The following is a 14,240-nucleotide window of genomic DNA, read 5'->3' on the forward strand; positions in this document are numbered from 1 at the left end:
TTATGCCATCACGGCTGCTCCGATGTGTGGCGTCCAGTTCCTGGCGAATGGCGCCGATTTTCTCCTGGTAAAACCGTATTGGCCTGCGCCATCAGCTCCCTGCGCTGGGTGGACAACGCCGCTTCCTGTTCCCTCAACTGTGCCTGGCGTTCGCGGAATGAAGCCTCCAGCCCAGCCAGCTCGCTACGTAGCGTTTCATCGGCACCGGCTTTGTAACGGGTGAAATCCGCCGCACTCTGGCGTTTGCGTGCTGCGGAAACGTCCGTGTTGTATGCGTCGCGCAACTGCTTGCGCTGCGCCGCTGCAGCCTGCTGCAGCTCCTTTCCCTGCGCCTGCAGTTCAGCGGCCTTCAGCCGGTAATCCTTGTCCAGTTCCGCAATACGCGCATCCAGCTCCTTCTTGGGCTCAGCGCCTTTTTCCCTGAGGGCAGCCTGCAGTTCCTGTCCGGCGGCCTGGTTTTCCTGGTTAGCCCTGTTGCGCAACACTGTCTGTTCCTGATGGATGCGCTGCTGCTCGTCATTCAGCGCTGCCGTCACTTGCCGGTTCTCTTCCTGGATCTTCTGGTTCAGCGCGTTCCACTCCCCGATCATCGTCTGCCACCGGGATTCATCGGCGCCGATCTGTTCTGCACGTTTTTCGAGCGATGCCTCGGCAGCGGCCACCAGACGCTCGTAGTCCGAACTGCCGACAATGACATGTTTCGCTCCATGAACATCAGCAGGTTTTCCGGCAAAGAAATTGGGGGCCTGTTCGTGCGAGAACATGCTCATCCATTCCTCCCCGCGGAGAACCGAACTGGCTACGCCGATAACAAGCGCATCATCACCTTTCCTGGCGATGCGCTTGAGGATCGCATGCTCGTCGAGCGTGCCCAGGTTCTCGTACAGATCCGCCTTTGGAGAAACCTCCGCGCGGAAGCGGTAGCGGCGCTGCGGCTCGACCTTGGTGCCGACATCGTCTTCGGCTTCGATCTTGAAACTCTCGACCTGCCAGGCATTGGGGATGTCTGCGGCGAACTGCGATTTCAGGTCAGGGCCGCTTTTGCCGCAGGCCGCAAGGCCCAGCACGCCTATTCCGAAAGCAAGTCCCCGGAACCAGCGACGGACGATCGTCGTATCACTGAATCGGCTTCGTTCAGCCTGCCGTATCCGAATCGCAGGGCAAGCACGTAGATTGTTTGTCATGGGGACTCTCCGCTGGCACAGATACAGCAGTGGAAGACGAGACAACAGGTCGGGCAAGACACTCGGAAACTGCGGTTCGTGGTTTATGTATCATAGTGTTACATCGACCGCAACCAGCTTTCAGAGCCGATAAACGATGGAAATCCATGTTGAAAGCAGCGCATCGTCACCATCGACGTGCTGGAGGTGGCATGGGTTTCCGCGACCGCCTGGGGCCGGGCGACGCGCAGTTCATCCACGCCGGGTACGGCATCCTGCACACCAAACGCTCGTGAGCGGGCGCCGGGGCCTGCAACTGAAGTCGATGCGCAGGCCGAACTCCCGCTTTACATGGCATGAGGCCAGGCCGAGGTAAGCGACCAGTATCCGCATGTGGGCGATCTGGGCCTGCTGAGCGACGGCACACGGATTCGCGTGACCGCACAGGGCGATGAGCCTGTCGAACCTGCCTTGATCGGCGGACGGCCCGTGCAGGGTGAAGTGCTGTTCGACGGCCCTTTCGTCATGGATACGTCCGGGCGGCTGCAGCGGGCCAGGCGCGATTTCGTTGCCGGCCGCATGGGGCGGATGGAGGGCGTGCCGTCCTGAGCGTGGAAACGGAACGGGCCGACCGCATCACCGGCCGGCCCGTTCCGCATTCAGTAGCCTGAAGTGGAAGCTTTACTTGCGCTTCAGGAAGAACTCGAAAGCCTTGTCCGCCGTTTCACCCTGCTGCAGCAAGGGGTTGCCGGTCTGCTTGGCGAAAGCCTGAAAATCCTTGGCCGAACCCGGGTCCGTCGCCACCACGCGCAGCACCTGGCCCGATTGCATCTCGGCCAGCGCCTTCTTTGCCCGCAGGATCGGCAGCGGACAGTTCAGGCCGCGTGCATCCACTTCCTTGTCGAAATCCATCCTGTGTCCTCTCTTGCGTCGATATCAGTTTTTTGAATGGCTCGCCATTCTAGTGGATGCCCGCCCGGCCCGAAAGAACGCGCGGCAGGACAGGCGATGCCTGCCCATCGAATCCGTCACGACGGGAGCTCAATCCTTGCGGTCGCGCCTTTCCTCGATCAGGCGCTGTTTCAGTTCGCGCAGACGCGCGTCCACCGCGGAGAGCTCGTAGAAATCGCCGTCACCCGCCCTGCTGGCGATCTCCAGTTGCTCGATCGCTGCCGGCAGGCTGCCGCGCAGCCGATAGACCTCGGCCTGGGCGCGGTGCTGGGCGGTGACTTTGCCCAGGTCCGCATAGGCCCGCGACAGCAGTTGCCACAAGCGCGGATCGGACTGGCGGCTGTCCAGTGCGCGGCGAATGCCTTCGACCGCCGCCTGCGGCTGGCCGCCGAGGATGCGCGCATTGGCCAGCGCATAGACCAGGGCGTGGTTGGACGGGAAGCTGCGCATCGCCGCCTCCAGCACCTTGATCGCGGTCGCGCCGTCCTTGCGCGCCAGTGCGATCTCGGCGCGCAGCGTTTCGATCCACGGCGACGGCGGCGCCTTGGCGCGCACGGCGTCGAGCCGCTGCGCCGCCTCGTCCAGCCGGCCGGCGCGGAACAGGGCGCGCGCCAGGCCATAGCCGGCGGCGGGGTCGGCCGGCGCCTGCGCCAGTTGGCTTTCCATGTCCCTGACCGCATCGGTGGCCAGACCGGCGTTGGCACGCAGCTTGGCGCGGGAGAAGTTGAAGTCCGGCGAATCGACCACCTGGCGGTAGCGCATCGAGTTGACGCGGTTCTCCATGTCGGCGATGCGCTCGGTCGTCAGCGGGTGGGTGCGCAGATAGGCCGGCGCATTGTTCTCGTACATGCGGGTGGCACGCTGCAGGCGCTCGAAGAAGCCGGGCATGCCGCGCACGTCGAAGCCGGCGTTCTCCAGCGTCTCGAGCCCGACGCGGTCCGCCTCGCGCTCGAAACTGCGGGTATAACCGAGCTGCGACTGGATCGCGCCGGCCTGGCCGGCGGCGATCGCTGCCTGGCTGACGTCCGAATTGCTACGCGCCGCCAGCACCGCCACCAGCAGCGAGGCCATCATCAGCATCGCCGACTGGCTCTGCTTGCCGACGATCTGCGCGATGTGGCGCTGCGTGACGTGGGCGATTTCGTGGCCGAGCACCGAGGCGAACTCGGATTCGGTCTGCGCTGCCAGCAGCAGGCCGGTATGCACGCCGATGTAGCCGCCGGGCAGCGCGAAGGCATTGAGCGTGGAGTCGCTGACGACGAAGAAATCGAACTCCAGCCCGGGGTTGTTGCTCACCGCCGCCAGCTTGTGGCCGATGCGGTTGACGTACTCCTCGACTTCCGGATCGTCCAGGTAGCTGGCATCGCGCCAACGGATCTGGCTGATGATCTGCTCGCCGATGCGCCGCTCGGCGGCCGGCGAAAGCTCGGTCGCGGCAACGTCTCCCAGGTCGGGCAGATCGTAGGCGTGGACTGGGAAAGCCAGCGCGAGGCTGAGCAGCAGGGCAAGAGGTCGTCGCATCATCGGATGCTATGATACCCGGCCGCATCGAAGCGTTCCCGCATGCCTGTATCGGGCTGTAGCCGCCCTCCGGCCGCGGCGCATCCTCCTTCCCTTCATGGCCGCCGAAGCACGATGAGCACCGACGCACCGAACCCCGACACCTCCGCCTTGACCCACTTCGACGCCGAAGGCCAGGCCCACATGGTCGACGTCGGCGCCAAGGCCGAAACCCGCCGCGTCGCCGTCGCCACCGGCCGCATCCTGATGCTGCCGGATACTTTCGGCATGATCCGCGCCGGCACCGCCAGCAAGGGCGACGTGCTCGGCATCGCCCGCATCGCCGCCATCCAGGCCTCGAAGCGCACCAGCGAACTGATTCCGCTGTGCCATCCGCTGCCGCTGACGCGGGTGGCGGTCGAGTTCGCGCTGGAAGAAGGCGAGCGGGAAGGGAGCGAACACGCGGTGCGCTGCACCGTCACCGCCGAAACGGTCGGCCGCACCGGCGTCGAGATGGAAGCACTGACCGCGGTCAACGTCGGCCTGCTGACGATCTACGACATGTGCAAGGCGGTGGACCGGGGCATGCGCATGGAAGGCATTCGCCTGCTGGAAAAGCTCGGCGGCAAGTCGGGGCACTGGCAGGCCTGACGACAGCCTGCCGGACGGCCTACTTGGCGCCGTCCTTCGCCGCCAGGCGTGAGATCACCAGCGGAAAGGCGCCCGACCCGGCAAGCGCGATGGCCGACACCAGAAACGCCAGTCCCGCCATCGGCTCCGCCAGTGCCGGATGAAGCCGCTCGCCGGCACCGGCGAAACACATCACCGCCGGCACCAGACACAGCGCCGCCAGGACGAAAAGCACGCGCGCCGACATCGGCATCCGGTGGTGATCGGCTGACATGCATCCATTCTCCATTCAAAAGTTGCGGCCCAGCTTGCGGTACAAGGTGTTGCGGGCGATGCCCAGGGCCCGTGCAGCGGCTGACACGTTGCCACCATGTTCGGCCAGCGCCCGCTGGATCAGGCTCTCGTCCAGACCCAGCGGGGGACGGCCACGCGGTCGGCTTGGCGCGGACAACATCCTGCTGGGTTCCGCTCCTGCCCGAGGCGTGACGAAAACCGGCGCGGCTTCGGCCTCGAAGATTTCCTCCGGCAGATGCTGCGGCAGGATCACCCGTTCATCGTCATCGAGCAGCGCCAGCGCCACCCGCAGCACGTTCTGCAACTGGCGGATGTTGCCCGGCCAGGCATGGGCTTCGAAGAAGCGCATCACTTCGTCCGACACGCTCACGCCATCGCACGGTTGGCCGGCGCACTCCGCCGCGATCAACTGGCCGACGATGACACGAATGTCGGTGCGCGCGCGCAAAGGGGGCAGATGGACGGTCAGGCCGTTGATGCGGTAGTAGAGATCCTCGCGGAACAGGCCGTTCTTCACCGATTCGTTCAGCATCCGGTGCGTCGCCGACACCAGGGCGATGTCGACCGGCACCGCCTCCCGGGCACCGACTGGCACCACGCGGCGCTCCTGCAGCACCCGCAGCAGCCTCGCCTGCATGGACAGCGACATGTCGCCGATCTCGTCCAGGAACAGCGTGCCGCCGTCGGCCTGCTGGATGCGCCCCACTGCGCCTTCGCGCCGTGCACCGGTGAAGGCGCCGCCGACATAACCGAACAGCTCGGCTTCGATCAGGCTTTCGGGAATCGCTGCGCAGTTGAGGGCGACGAAAGGGCCATCGGCACGCGGCCCGCTGTTGTGGCAGGCCTGCGCCAGCAGCTCCTTGCCGACACCGGATTCGCCCTGGATCAGCAGCGGGATGTTGCGCCCCACCACCCTGCCGGCGCGATCGAGCACCCGCTGAAGACCCGCATCGCCGGTGGCCAGGCGGACGAGCGTCACACGCCGGCCGGCGGCAGATTCCAGCGCAGCATGATGCGGCCTCCCGCCAAGGGGCTGCCCGGGGTCGAGAGGCAGGTTCGACGCCGGCACGGGCAGGTTCGCCAGCGGCGCGCGGGTAAAGGTCCGCCCCATCGTCGTTCGTCTCCAACGCCGGACCATGCCGGCTCACCGGGACTATTAAAGCAAAAGCGGACCGATCCACCCAGCGGCGAAGCAGAAAAAACGCTGGGCGGAGAAGGATATTGCGCCTCTCGGCGGGAAGAGCTGCTACAGCTAGCGGCCGCGGGCGCGATCCTCGGCTTCCACTTCGGCCATCTCGTCGTCGTCGAACAGCCGCGAGCGGGTCAGGAAGGCCTTGCCGGTGCCGCCTTCGAGCGAGAAGGTGCCGCCCGTCCCTTCCACCACGTCGATGATCAATTGCGTGTGCTTCCAGTATTCGTATTGCGACGCACTGATGTAGAACGGTACGCCGCCGATCTCGCCGAGATGGACGTCGTAAGGGCCGATCGTCAGGTCGGTGGGCAGGTAGCAGTTGGCGGCGCTGTTGTCGCAGCAGCCGCCGGATTGATGGAAGATCAGCTCGGGGCCGTGCTCGGCCTTGAGCTGATCGATCAGTTCGAGCGCCGCAGGTGTGGCGATGACGCGCTGGACCATGTTTTTCCGCTCCGCAGTACAAGTGTCGGGGGCAGTTGCCTGCCCCCGACCAAGCGCCCGCAAGCAGGCGCGGGAGGAGAGCCGTCTCAGAAGAATCCGAGCTTGTTCTCGCTGTAGCTGACGAGCAGGTTCTTGGTCTGCTGGTAGTGGTCGAGCATCATCTTGTGGGTCTCGCGCCCGATGCCCGACTCCTTGTAGCCGCCGAAGGCCGCGTGCGCCGGATAGGCGTGGTAGCAGTTCGTCCACACCCGCCCGGCCTGGATCGCCCGACCCATCCGGTAGGCCACGTTGCCGTTGCGGCTCCACACCCCGGCACCCAGCCCGTACAGCGTGTCGTTGGCGATCGCCAGCGCCTCGGCTTCGTCCTTGAAGGTGGTCACCGCCAGCACCGGGCCGAAGATCTCTTCCTGGAAGATGCGCATCTTGTTGTGGCCCTTGAACAGCGTCGGCTGGATGTAATAGCCCTCGCTCAGCTCACCGCCCAGTTCCGCCTTGTCGCCGCCGATCAGCACCTCGGCCCCTTCTTCCTTGCCCAGCGCCAGGTAGGACTGGATCTTGCTCATCTGCTCGCGCGAGGCCTGCGCGCCCATCATTGACTCGGTGTCGAGCGGGTGGCCGTGCTTGATCGCCGCCACGCGCTTGAGCACCCGCTCGATGAACTTGTCGTAGATCGATTCCTGGATCACCGCCCGGCTCGGGCAGGTGCACACTTCGCCCTGGTTGAAGGCGAACAGCACCATGCCTTCGATCGCCTTGTCGAGGAAGGCGTCGTCCTTGTCCATGACGTCGGCGAAGAAGATGTTGGGCGACTTGCCGCCCAGCTCCAGCGTGGCCGGGATCAGGTTGTTGGCCGCGGCCTGGGCGATCACCCGCCCGGTCGAGGTCGAGCCGGTGAAGGCGATCTTGGCGATGCGCTTGCTGGTGGCCAGCGGCATGCCCGCTTCGCGGCCGAAGCCGTTGACGATGTTGAGCACGCCCGGCGGCAGCAGGTCGGCGATCAGCTCGACCAGCACCAGGATCGACACCGGCGTCGATTCGGCCGGCTTCAACACCACGCAGTTGCCCGCACCCAGCGCCGGCGCGAGCTTCCACGCCGCCATCAGGATCGGGAAGTTCCACGGGATGATCTGCCCGACCACGCCCAACGGCTCGTGCAGGTGGTAGGCGACGGTGTTCTCGTCGATCTCGCTGATACTGCCTTCCTGCGCGCGCAGGCAGCCGGCGAAGTAGCGGAAGTGATCGACCGTCAGCGAGATGTCGGCGTTGAGCGTCTCGCGGATCGCCTTGCCGTTGTCCACCGTCTCGGCGTAGGCCAGCAACTCCAGGTTCTGTTCGATGCGGTCGGCGATCTTCAACAGGATGTTGGCCCGATCGGCCGCCGGCGTCTTGCCCCAGGCCGGAAACGCCGCGTGCGCCGCGTCCAGCGCCAGCTCGATGTCCTCGGCCGTCGAGCGCGCCGCCTGCGTGTACCACCTGGCCGCTGATCGGCGTCACCACGTCGAAGTACTGCCCCTTGACCGGCGCCACCCATTTGCCGCCGATGAAGTTGTCGTAGCGCGCCTTGTGCTGCACCGGGGCCCCGGATTGGCCGGGCATTGCGTAGATCATCTCGATGTCTCCTCGTTCTGGGTGTTCGTGGGCGTAGACCGCCACCACACGCCTCCAGCAGGCACCGTGCCAGCACGACAAGCCCATTTCCCTTCAAGCAGTTACGGAAAAAACCGCCTGCATACCGGGGACGGCATCACGGACGGAGCATGTCAGTACGGAACAACTGCTCCATAAATATGAACATATGGAGCAGTCGAACATGCACTCCACATGCCGGCCGAAGAACCCTGCCAGCCTTCCGTCCGAGCGGAGGAGCGGGGGACATCAGTGTTTCGGCAGCTTGCCGCAAAGCAAGCCAACAGCTGCAAAAAGAAGGAAATTTCGTCGATCGGACACATCTTGGCGCGGTATTTGCTGTGGTATCTTCCGTGGTCGTCCCCCTCCCCGACAGCCACGGCCAGATGCTGCTTGCCTCCCTCGTCTTCGTCCCCTTCATCGCCAGCCTGATCGCGGCATCGATGCCCCAGGACGCCCGCAACCGCGAGTTCTGGCTGGCGGCCGGCGTGGCGGTCTACGGGCTCATCGTCCTGATCTCGCTCTACCCGGAGATGTCGGAAGGCACGGTGCTGCGCGAAGGCTTCAACTGGCTGCCCGCGCAGGGCTTGTACTTCCTGCTGCGCCTGGACGGCCTGGCCTGGATCTTCAGTCTGCTGGTGCTCGTCATCGGCCTGCTGGTGGTGCTGTACGCGCGCTACTACATGTCGCCGAACGATCCGGTGCCCCGCTTCTTCTCCTTCCTGCTCGCCTTCATGGGCTCGATGCTGGGCGTGGTGCTGTCGGGCAACCTGGTCCAGCTCGTGGTGTTCTGGGAGCTGACGAGCCTGACCTCCTTCCTGCTGATCGGCTACTGGCACCACCGCGCCGACGCCCGGCGCGGCGCACGGATGGCCTTCACCGTCACCGCCACCGGCGGCCTGTGCCTGCTCGCCGGCGTGCTGGTGCTGGGCCACATCGTCGGCAGCTACGATCTCGACATCGTCCTCGCCGCCGGCGAACTCATCCGCGGCCACGACCTGTACCTGACCGCACTGCTGCTGATCGCGCTCGGCGCGCTGACCAAGAGTGCGCAGTTCCCCTTCCACTTCTGGCTGCCGCACGCGATGGCCGCGCCGACGCCGGTGTCGTCCTACCTGCACTCGGCGACGATGGTGAAAGCCGGCGTATTCCTGCTGGTGCGCCTGTGGCCGGCCCTGTCCGGCACCCAGGAATGGACCTGGATCATCGGCGGCGCGGGCGTATGCACCCTGCTGATCGGCTCCTTCATCGCGATCTTTCAGCACGACCTCAAGGGGCTGCTGGCCTATTCGACGATCAGCCACCTCGGCCTGATCACCGTGCTGATCGGTATCGGCACGCCGCTGGCGATGGTCGCGGCGATCTTCCACATCCTGAACCACGCCACCTTCAAGGCCTCGCTGTTCATGGCCGCCGGCATCATCGACCACGAGACCGGCACGCGCGACATGCGCATCCTCAGCGGCCTGCGCCACAAGCTGCCGATCACCGCCACGCTGGCGATCGTTGCCAGCGCGGCGATGGCCGGCGTGCCGCTGCTGAACGGCTTCCTGTCGAAGGAGATGTTCTTCGCCGAGACGCTGCACGTCGGCGGCGACCGCAACTGGTGGCTGTCCATCGCCGCAGTGGCGATGGGCGTGTTCAGCGTCGCCTATTCACTGCGCTTCATCTCGATCTTCTTCGGCAAGCCGGCCGAGGAGCTGCCGCGCGACCCGCACGAACCGCCGCGCTGGATGCGCTTCCCGGTGGAATTCCTGGTGTTCGCCTGCCTGGTGGTCGGCATGGTGCCGGCAATCAGCATCGGCCCCATCCTCGACATCGCGGTGACCGCCACGCTTCGCGACCACGCGCCGGACTATGACCTGGCAACCTGGCACGGCTGGAACCTGCCCCTGCTGATGAGCATCGCCGCCTTGCTCGGCGGTATCGCCCTGTACGTGCTGCTGCGCTTGCGCTTCAACCTGCGCGAACGCACGCGCGCACCGCTGCTCAGCCACTTCAACGGCGCGCAGGCCTATGAAACCGCGATGCAGTCGCTGACCCGCGCGGCGGAATGGCTGGTCCGGCGCCTGGGTACCTCCAAGCTGCAAAAGCAGTTGCTGATGATGATTCTGATGTTGCTGATCGTCCCGCTGCTGCTCGTCGGACTGCCGCCCGACTGGACGGTGCTGCCCCTGGAAGGCTTCGACCCGCTGTTCGCCGGCATGTGGCTGATCGGCGGCGCTTGCGCGATTGCCGCTGCGTGGATGGCGAAATACCACCGCCTGACCGCCCTCGTGCTCGTCGGCGGTACCGGCATCGTCACCGCATCCACCTTCCTCTGGTTGTCGGCCCCCGATCTCGCGCTGACCCAGTTGATGGTCGAAACCGTCACCACCGTGCTGCTGCTGCTCGGCCTGCGCTGGTTGCCGCCGCGTATCGAATCGGCGGAGATGCTGGCCGCCGCCTCCCGCCGCGACTGGACGCGCCGCGCGCTGCACATGATCGTCGCCGTAGCCGGCGGCCTGGTGATGGCCGTGCTGACCTACGCCGTGCTGGTGCACCCCGCTTCGGACACCATCGCCGATTTCTTCCTGCTCAACGCGCTCACCGGCGGCGGCGGCAGCAACGTGGTGAACGTACTGCTGGTCGACTTCCGTGCCTTCGACACGATGGGCGAGATCACCGTGCTGTCGATCGTCGCGCTCACCGTCTATGCCCTGTTGCGCCGCTTCCGCCCAGCCTCCGACAGCGCCGAAGTACCGCAGCAGCAGTTGCACACCTTCGACCCGGCCAGCCGGCAGACGCCGTCCGAACAGGCCGACACCGGCTATCTGGCCGTACCGGGCATCTACCTGCGCACGCTGCTGCCCTTCATGGGTGTGATCGCGGCCTATTTCTTCATGCGCGGGCACAACCTGCCAGGTGGCGGCTTCGTCGCCGGCCTGATCTTCGCCGTCGCCATCCTCGTCCAGTACATGCTTGCCGGCGCGAACTGGGTCGAAGCCCACATCACGCTCCGGCCCCACCGCTGGCTGGGCCTCGGCCTGCTGCTGGCCGGCATCACCGGCCTGGGCTCCTGGGCCTTCGGCTATCCCTTCCTGACCACCCACACCGCCCATCTCCATCTCCCCGTGCTCGGCGAACTGCACGTGCCCAGCGCCTTCGTCTTCGATCTCGGCGTGTTCGCGGTGGTCGTCGGCACCACGATGCTGATGCTGGTCGCGCTGGCGCACCAGTCGCTGCGCGCGCACAAGAAAGCAGGGGAACAGGCCGCGGATGCGGCCATTCCCGCCGCCAACGGAGGAGCGCTGTAATGGAAATCGTCATCGCGCTCGCCGTCGGCGTCATGTTCGGCTCGGGCATCTGGCTGATCCTGCGGCCCCGCACTTTCCAGCTCATCACCGGTCTGCTGTTGATGTCCTACGCCGTCAATATCTTCATCTTCGCCATGGGCCGCTTGTCGGTCGACCGTCCGCCGATCACCCTCAGCCCCGACATCGACCCCTCGCAGTTCGCCGATCCGCTGCCGCAAGCCCTGGTGCTGACTGCAATCGTGATCGGTTTCGCGACCACCGCGCTCTATCTCGTCATCATGATCGGCGCACGCGGCCTGACCGGCAGCGACCATGTGGACGGCAAGGAGCCGCGCGAATGAACGCCCTGCCCTTCCTGCAGCACTTCATCGTGCTGCCGATCCTGCTGCCGCTGCTGACCGGCGCACTGCTGATCCCCGTCAAGCAGAGCCGCTACGCGCTCAAGTTCGCCCTCAGCGTCACCAGCACCGTGCTGCTGTGGCTGCTGGCCGCAAGCCTGCTGGTGATGGCCGACAACGGCTACTGGCCCGACGACATCGGCGTCTACCTCGCCGCCAACTGGGTTGCGCCATTCGGCATCGCCCTGCTCGTCGATCGGCTCACCGCGCTGATGCTGCTGCTCACCGCCACCATCGCGCTGGCGGTGCTGGTGTTTTCGGCCAAGCGCTGGGACCGGGTGGGCATCCAGTTCCACACCCTGTTCCAGTTCCTGCTGATGGGCCTGAACGGCGCCTTCCTGACCAACGACCTGTTCAACCTGTTCGTCTTTTTCGAGGTCATGCTGGCAGCCTCCTACGGCCTGGTGCTGCACGGCTACAACCTGCAGCGCATCCGGGCCGGCATGCAGTACATCGCCATCAACCTGGTCGCCTCCTTCCTGTTCCTGATCGGCGTGGCGCTGATCTACGCCGCCAGCGGCACGCTCAACCTCACCGACCTGGGCACGCGCGTCGCCCTGCTCGGCACCGAGGACACCTGGCTGCTGGCGATCGGCGTCACCACCCTCGGCCTGGCCTTCCTGACCAAGGGCGCAATGTGGCCGCTGGGCTTCTGGCTGCCCGGCACCTACGCCTCGGCCTCGGCGCCCGTCGCGGCAATGCTGGTGCTGATGACCAAGGTCGGCGTCTATGCCGTGCTGCGGGTGTGGATGACGGTGTTCGGCGAGGGCGCGGGCGCACTGACCGGCTTCGGCTTCACCGCGCTGGCGATCGGCGGCATGGCGACCCTGTTCTTCGGCGCCGTCGGCATGCTGGCCAGCCAGGAAGGCGGACGCATGGCCGGTTATGGCGCCATCATCTCGTCCGGCACCCTGCTCGCGGTGATCGGCCTCGCCGGCGGCCCGGTGCTGGCCTCCGGCCTGTACTACCTGCTCGGCTCGACGCTGGCGATGGCGGCCTTCATGCTGCTGGTCGAACTCACCGACCGCATCCGCCCGCCCGGCGCGGCACTGATCGCGATCACCATGGAAGCCTTCGCCATCGAGGACAAGCCGGAAGAGCCGGTCGGCCAGGGCATCCCCGGCACGCTGGCCTTCCTGGGTCTGAGCTTCGCCGCCTGCGCGCTGGTGATCAGCGGCATGCCGCCGCTGTCGGGCTTCGTCGCCAAGTTCAGCCTGTTCCACGCGCTGCTCGACATCCTGCCCACCGACGGCCGCATTCCGGGACTGACCTGGGGCTTCATCGCCCTGGTCATCGTCGGCGGCCTGGCCGCCATCATCGCCCTGATGCGGCTGGGCGTGCGCATCTTCTGGGCCTCGGGCGACATCGCGCCGCCGCGGCTGCAGTTCACCGAAGCGGCGCCGATCACGGTGCTGGTCACCTTCTGCGTGCTGCTCACGGTGCAGGCCGGACCGGTCTTCGACTATCTGGACCGCACCGTCGCCGGGCTGACGCAAACCTCCACTTACGGCGACCGCGTGCTGCGGGAGCCCGCGGTGATGCGCATGCCCCGGCCGGAGGCGGAATGATGAAACGCTGGCTGCCCTCCCCGCTGCTGTCGCTGTGCCTGCTGCTGATGTGGCTGCTGCTCAACCAGACCATCGAACCCGCCCACCTGCTGCTCGGCGCCGTGCTCGGCATCGTCGCGCCGGTGCTCGCCCGCCCGCTGCAACCCCAGGGCTACCCGCGCATCTCACGGCCCTTCGTGCTGTTCCGCCTGCTGTGGCTGTCGCTGATCGAGATCGTGCGCTCATGCTTCAACGTCAGCCGGATCATCCTGTTCCGCGGCACCGAAGGGGTCAATTCGCAGTTCATCCACATTCCCCTCGACCTGCGCGACCCCTACGGCCTTGCCCTGCTGTCCTGCCTGATCAACTCGACCCCCGGCACGGTATGGGTGGAGATCGTGCCCGAAACCCACGAACTGCTGCTCCACGTGTTCGACCTGCACGACGAACAATGGTGGATCGACACCATCAAATCGCACTACGAACAACCGATCATCGAAGTGTTCGAGCAACCCAGGCATTCGGAACGGGAGAAAACGACGTGACAACCGCGAGCCTGCTGTCGGCAGCCATCGTCTTCGCACTCGTCTGCGTGGTGCTGGCAATGATCCTGTGCACGCTGCGCCTGCTGATCGGCCCCTCCGCGCAGGATCGCGTGCTGGCCCTGGATACGCTGTGGATGTGCGCGATGCTGCTGGCGCTGATGCTGGGCATCCGCCACGGCAGCCAGATCTATTTCGAAGCGGCGCTGATGATCGCGCTGCTCGGCTTCGTGTCGACGATCGCCCTGGCGAAGTTCCTGATGCGCGGCGAGGTGATCGAATGAGCATCGCCGAAACCCTGCCGGCCTGGGCTGCACTGCCGGTGGCCTTCCTGCTCGTGCTGGGCGGCCTGATCACGCTGATCGGCGCCCTGGGCCTGTTCCGGCTGGCCAATTTCTACCAGCGCATCCACGGCCCGGCCATCACCGTCACCCTCGGCGCCGGCTGCATCTTGATCGCGTCGATGATCTACTTCACCGCCGCACAGTCCCGGCTGGTGATCCACGAACTGCTGATCAGCGTGTTCGTGCTGATGACCGCACCGGTGGTGGCGATGATGATCATGCGCGCCGCGGTCTATCGCGACCTGCGCAAGGAACACCTGGCGGACGAGGAAAAGACGGGCATCGACAGCACGGCCATCGACGCCTGAGCGGCGGC

General features: G+C 65.9%; 13 protein-coding genes and 3 pseudogenes. 9 read left to right on the forward strand and 7 right to left on the reverse strand.

Features of this window, described 5'->3' with window-relative positions; translation table 11 throughout:
* Positions 1–8 precede the first annotated feature (8 nt).
* Positions 9–1,184 carry a hypothetical protein gene (locus AAFL97_RS15115; protein ID WP_341645625.1) on the reverse strand — a complete coding sequence of 392 codons (1,176 nt, stop codon included), beginning with the start codon at positions 1,182–1,184 and terminating at the stop codon, positions 9–11.
* Positions 1,185–1,330: 146 nt separating this feature from the next.
* Between AAFL97_RS15115 and AAFL97_RS15120 the strand changes: the two genes are divergently transcribed.
* On the forward strand, positions 1,331–1,459 hold the full coding sequence (locus AAFL97_RS15120; RefSeq protein WP_341645626.1) for a hypothetical protein: 129 nt from the start codon (positions 1,331–1,333) through the stop codon (positions 1,457–1,459).
* 76 nt (positions 1,460–1,535) lie between these two features.
* Positions 1,536–1,772 (forward strand): annotated as a pseudogene (locus tag AAFL97_RS15125) (pirin-like C-terminal cupin domain-containing protein); the annotation flags it as partial.
* A gap of 72 nt (positions 1,773–1,844) precedes the next feature.
* On the opposite strand, the gene AAFL97_RS15130 reads toward AAFL97_RS15125, so the two are convergent.
* The gene (locus tag AAFL97_RS15130) at positions 1,845–2,075 is read right to left on the reverse strand and encodes a sulfurtransferase TusA family protein (protein ID WP_068635000.1); all 231 of its coding nucleotides are present in this window, start codon (positions 2,073–2,075) and stop codon (positions 1,845–1,847) included.
* Positions 2,076–2,204: 129 nt separating this feature from the next.
* Positions 2,205–3,638: a M48 family metalloprotease gene (locus AAFL97_RS15135; protein WP_341645627.1), complete on the reverse strand. Its 1,434-nt coding sequence runs from the start codon at positions 3,636–3,638 to the stop codon at positions 2,205–2,207.
* Positions 3,639–3,749: 111 nt separating this feature from the next.
* Here AAFL97_RS15135 and moaC point away from each other — a divergent pair, with 111 nt between their 5' ends.
* Positions 3,750–4,265 (forward strand): cyclic pyranopterin monophosphate synthase MoaC, encoded by a 516-nt coding sequence (gene moaC / locus AAFL97_RS15140; RefSeq protein WP_341645628.1) that lies wholly within the window; start codon positions 3,750–3,752, stop codon positions 4,263–4,265.
* Positions 4,266–4,284: 19 nt separating this feature from the next.
* Here the strand turns inward: moaC and AAFL97_RS15145 are convergent, their stop codons facing one another.
* From AAFL97_RS15145 to adh, 4 genes and pseudogenes are all read right to left on the reverse strand, one after another.
* A complete protein-coding gene (locus AAFL97_RS15145) occupies positions 4,285–4,518 on the reverse strand; it encodes a hypothetical protein (RefSeq protein ID WP_341645629.1) in 234 nt (77 codons plus the stop codon).
* 15 nt (positions 4,519–4,533) lie between these two features.
* Positions 4,534–5,532 (reverse strand): annotated as a pseudogene (locus AAFL97_RS15150) (sigma-54-dependent Fis family transcriptional regulator); the annotation flags it as partial.
* A gap of 258 nt (positions 5,533–5,790) precedes the next feature.
* Complete coding sequence (locus AAFL97_RS15155) at positions 5,791–6,171, reverse strand: DUF779 domain-containing protein (RefSeq protein ID WP_068636318.1); 381 nt, start codon at positions 6,169–6,171, stop codon at positions 5,791–5,793.
* Positions 6,172–6,257: 86 nt separating this feature from the next.
* Positions 6,258–7,779: pseudogene (adh, locus tag AAFL97_RS15160) on the reverse strand (aldehyde dehydrogenase).
* A gap of 404 nt (positions 7,780–8,183) precedes the next feature.
* Between adh and AAFL97_RS15165 the strand changes: the two are divergent.
* From AAFL97_RS15165 to mnhG, 6 genes are read left to right on the forward strand one after another with little or no spacing between them, the layout of a single operon-like run.
* Positions 8,184–11,093 (forward strand): monovalent cation/H+ antiporter subunit A, encoded by a 2,910-nt coding sequence (locus AAFL97_RS15165; protein ID WP_445954543.1) that lies wholly within the window; start codon positions 8,184–8,186, stop codon positions 11,091–11,093.
* Positions 11,093–11,434, forward strand: coding sequence for a Na+/H+ antiporter subunit C (locus tag AAFL97_RS15170; RefSeq protein WP_263462525.1), 342 nt, complete (start codon positions 11,093–11,095; stop codon positions 11,432–11,434). The genes AAFL97_RS15165 and AAFL97_RS15170 overlap by 1 nt, the downstream gene beginning before the upstream one ends.
* Positions 11,431–13,059, forward strand: coding sequence for a monovalent cation/H+ antiporter subunit D (locus AAFL97_RS15175; RefSeq protein ID WP_341645631.1), 1,629 nt, complete (start codon positions 11,431–11,433; stop codon positions 13,057–13,059). The genes AAFL97_RS15170 and AAFL97_RS15175 overlap by 4 nt, the downstream gene beginning before the upstream one ends.
* Positions 13,059–13,583, forward strand: a complete 525-nt coding sequence (locus tag AAFL97_RS15180; RefSeq protein ID WP_341647178.1) for a Na+/H+ antiporter subunit E — start codon at positions 13,059–13,061, stop codon at positions 13,581–13,583. The genes AAFL97_RS15175 and AAFL97_RS15180 overlap by 1 nt, the downstream gene beginning before the upstream one ends.
* The gene (locus tag AAFL97_RS15185; RefSeq protein ID WP_341645632.1) at positions 13,580–13,864 is read left to right on the forward strand and encodes a K+/H+ antiporter subunit F; all 285 of its coding nucleotides are present in this window, start codon (positions 13,580–13,582) and stop codon (positions 13,862–13,864) included. The genes AAFL97_RS15180 and AAFL97_RS15185 overlap by 4 nt, the downstream gene beginning before the upstream one ends.
* On the forward strand, positions 13,861–14,232 hold the full coding sequence (mnhG, locus tag AAFL97_RS15190; protein WP_341645633.1) for a monovalent cation/H(+) antiporter subunit G: 372 nt from the start codon (positions 13,861–13,863) through the stop codon (positions 14,230–14,232). The genes AAFL97_RS15185 and mnhG overlap by 4 nt, the downstream gene beginning before the upstream one ends.
* Positions 14,233–14,240 lie beyond the last annotated feature (8 nt).

It is taken from the genome of Thauera sp. SDU_THAU2, assembly GCF_038260575.1.
GTDB lineage: Bacteria > Pseudomonadota > Gammaproteobacteria > Burkholderiales > Rhodocyclaceae > Thauera.

Excerpts from the sequence above, each read along its gene's own strand:
- AAFL97_RS15155 (WP_068636318.1), bottom strand. The coding sequence starts at position 6,171 with ATGGTCCAGCGCGTCATCGCCACACCTGCGGCGCTCGAACTGATCGAT.
- AAFL97_RS15115 (WP_341645625.1), bottom strand. The coding sequence starts at position 1,184 with ATGACAAACAATCTACGTGCTTGCCCTGCGATTCGGATACGGCAGGCT.
- AAFL97_RS15165 (WP_445954543.1), top strand. The coding sequence starts at position 8,184 with ATGCTGCTTGCCTCCCTCGTCTTCGTCCCCTTCATCGCCAGCCTGATC.
- AAFL97_RS15170 (WP_263462525.1), top strand. The coding sequence starts at position 11,093 with ATGGAAATCGTCATCGCGCTCGCCGTCGGCGTCATGTTCGGCTCGGGC.
- moaC (WP_341645628.1), top strand. The coding sequence starts at position 3,750 with ATGAGCACCGACGCACCGAACCCCGACACCTCCGCCTTGACCCACTTC.
- AAFL97_RS15180 (WP_341647178.1), top strand. The coding sequence starts at position 13,059 with ATGAAACGCTGGCTGCCCTCCCCGCTGCTGTCGCTGTGCCTGCTGCTG.
- AAFL97_RS15135 (WP_341645627.1), bottom strand. The coding sequence starts at position 3,638 with ATGATGCGACGACCTCTTGCCCTGCTGCTCAGCCTCGCGCTGGCTTTC.
- mnhG (WP_341645633.1), top strand. The coding sequence starts at position 13,861 with ATGAGCATCGCCGAAACCCTGCCGGCCTGGGCTGCACTGCCGGTGGCC.
- AAFL97_RS15175 (WP_341645631.1), top strand. The coding sequence starts at position 11,431 with ATGAACGCCCTGCCCTTCCTGCAGCACTTCATCGTGCTGCCGATCCTG.
- AAFL97_RS15120 (WP_341645626.1), top strand. The coding sequence starts at position 1,331 with ATGTTGAAAGCAGCGCATCGTCACCATCGACGTGCTGGAGGTGGCATG.
- AAFL97_RS15130 (WP_068635000.1), bottom strand. The coding sequence starts at position 2,075 with ATGGATTTCGACAAGGAAGTGGATGCACGCGGCCTGAACTGTCCGCTG.
- AAFL97_RS15145 (WP_341645629.1), bottom strand. The coding sequence starts at position 4,518 with ATGTCAGCCGATCACCACCGGATGCCGATGTCGGCGCGCGTGCTTTTC.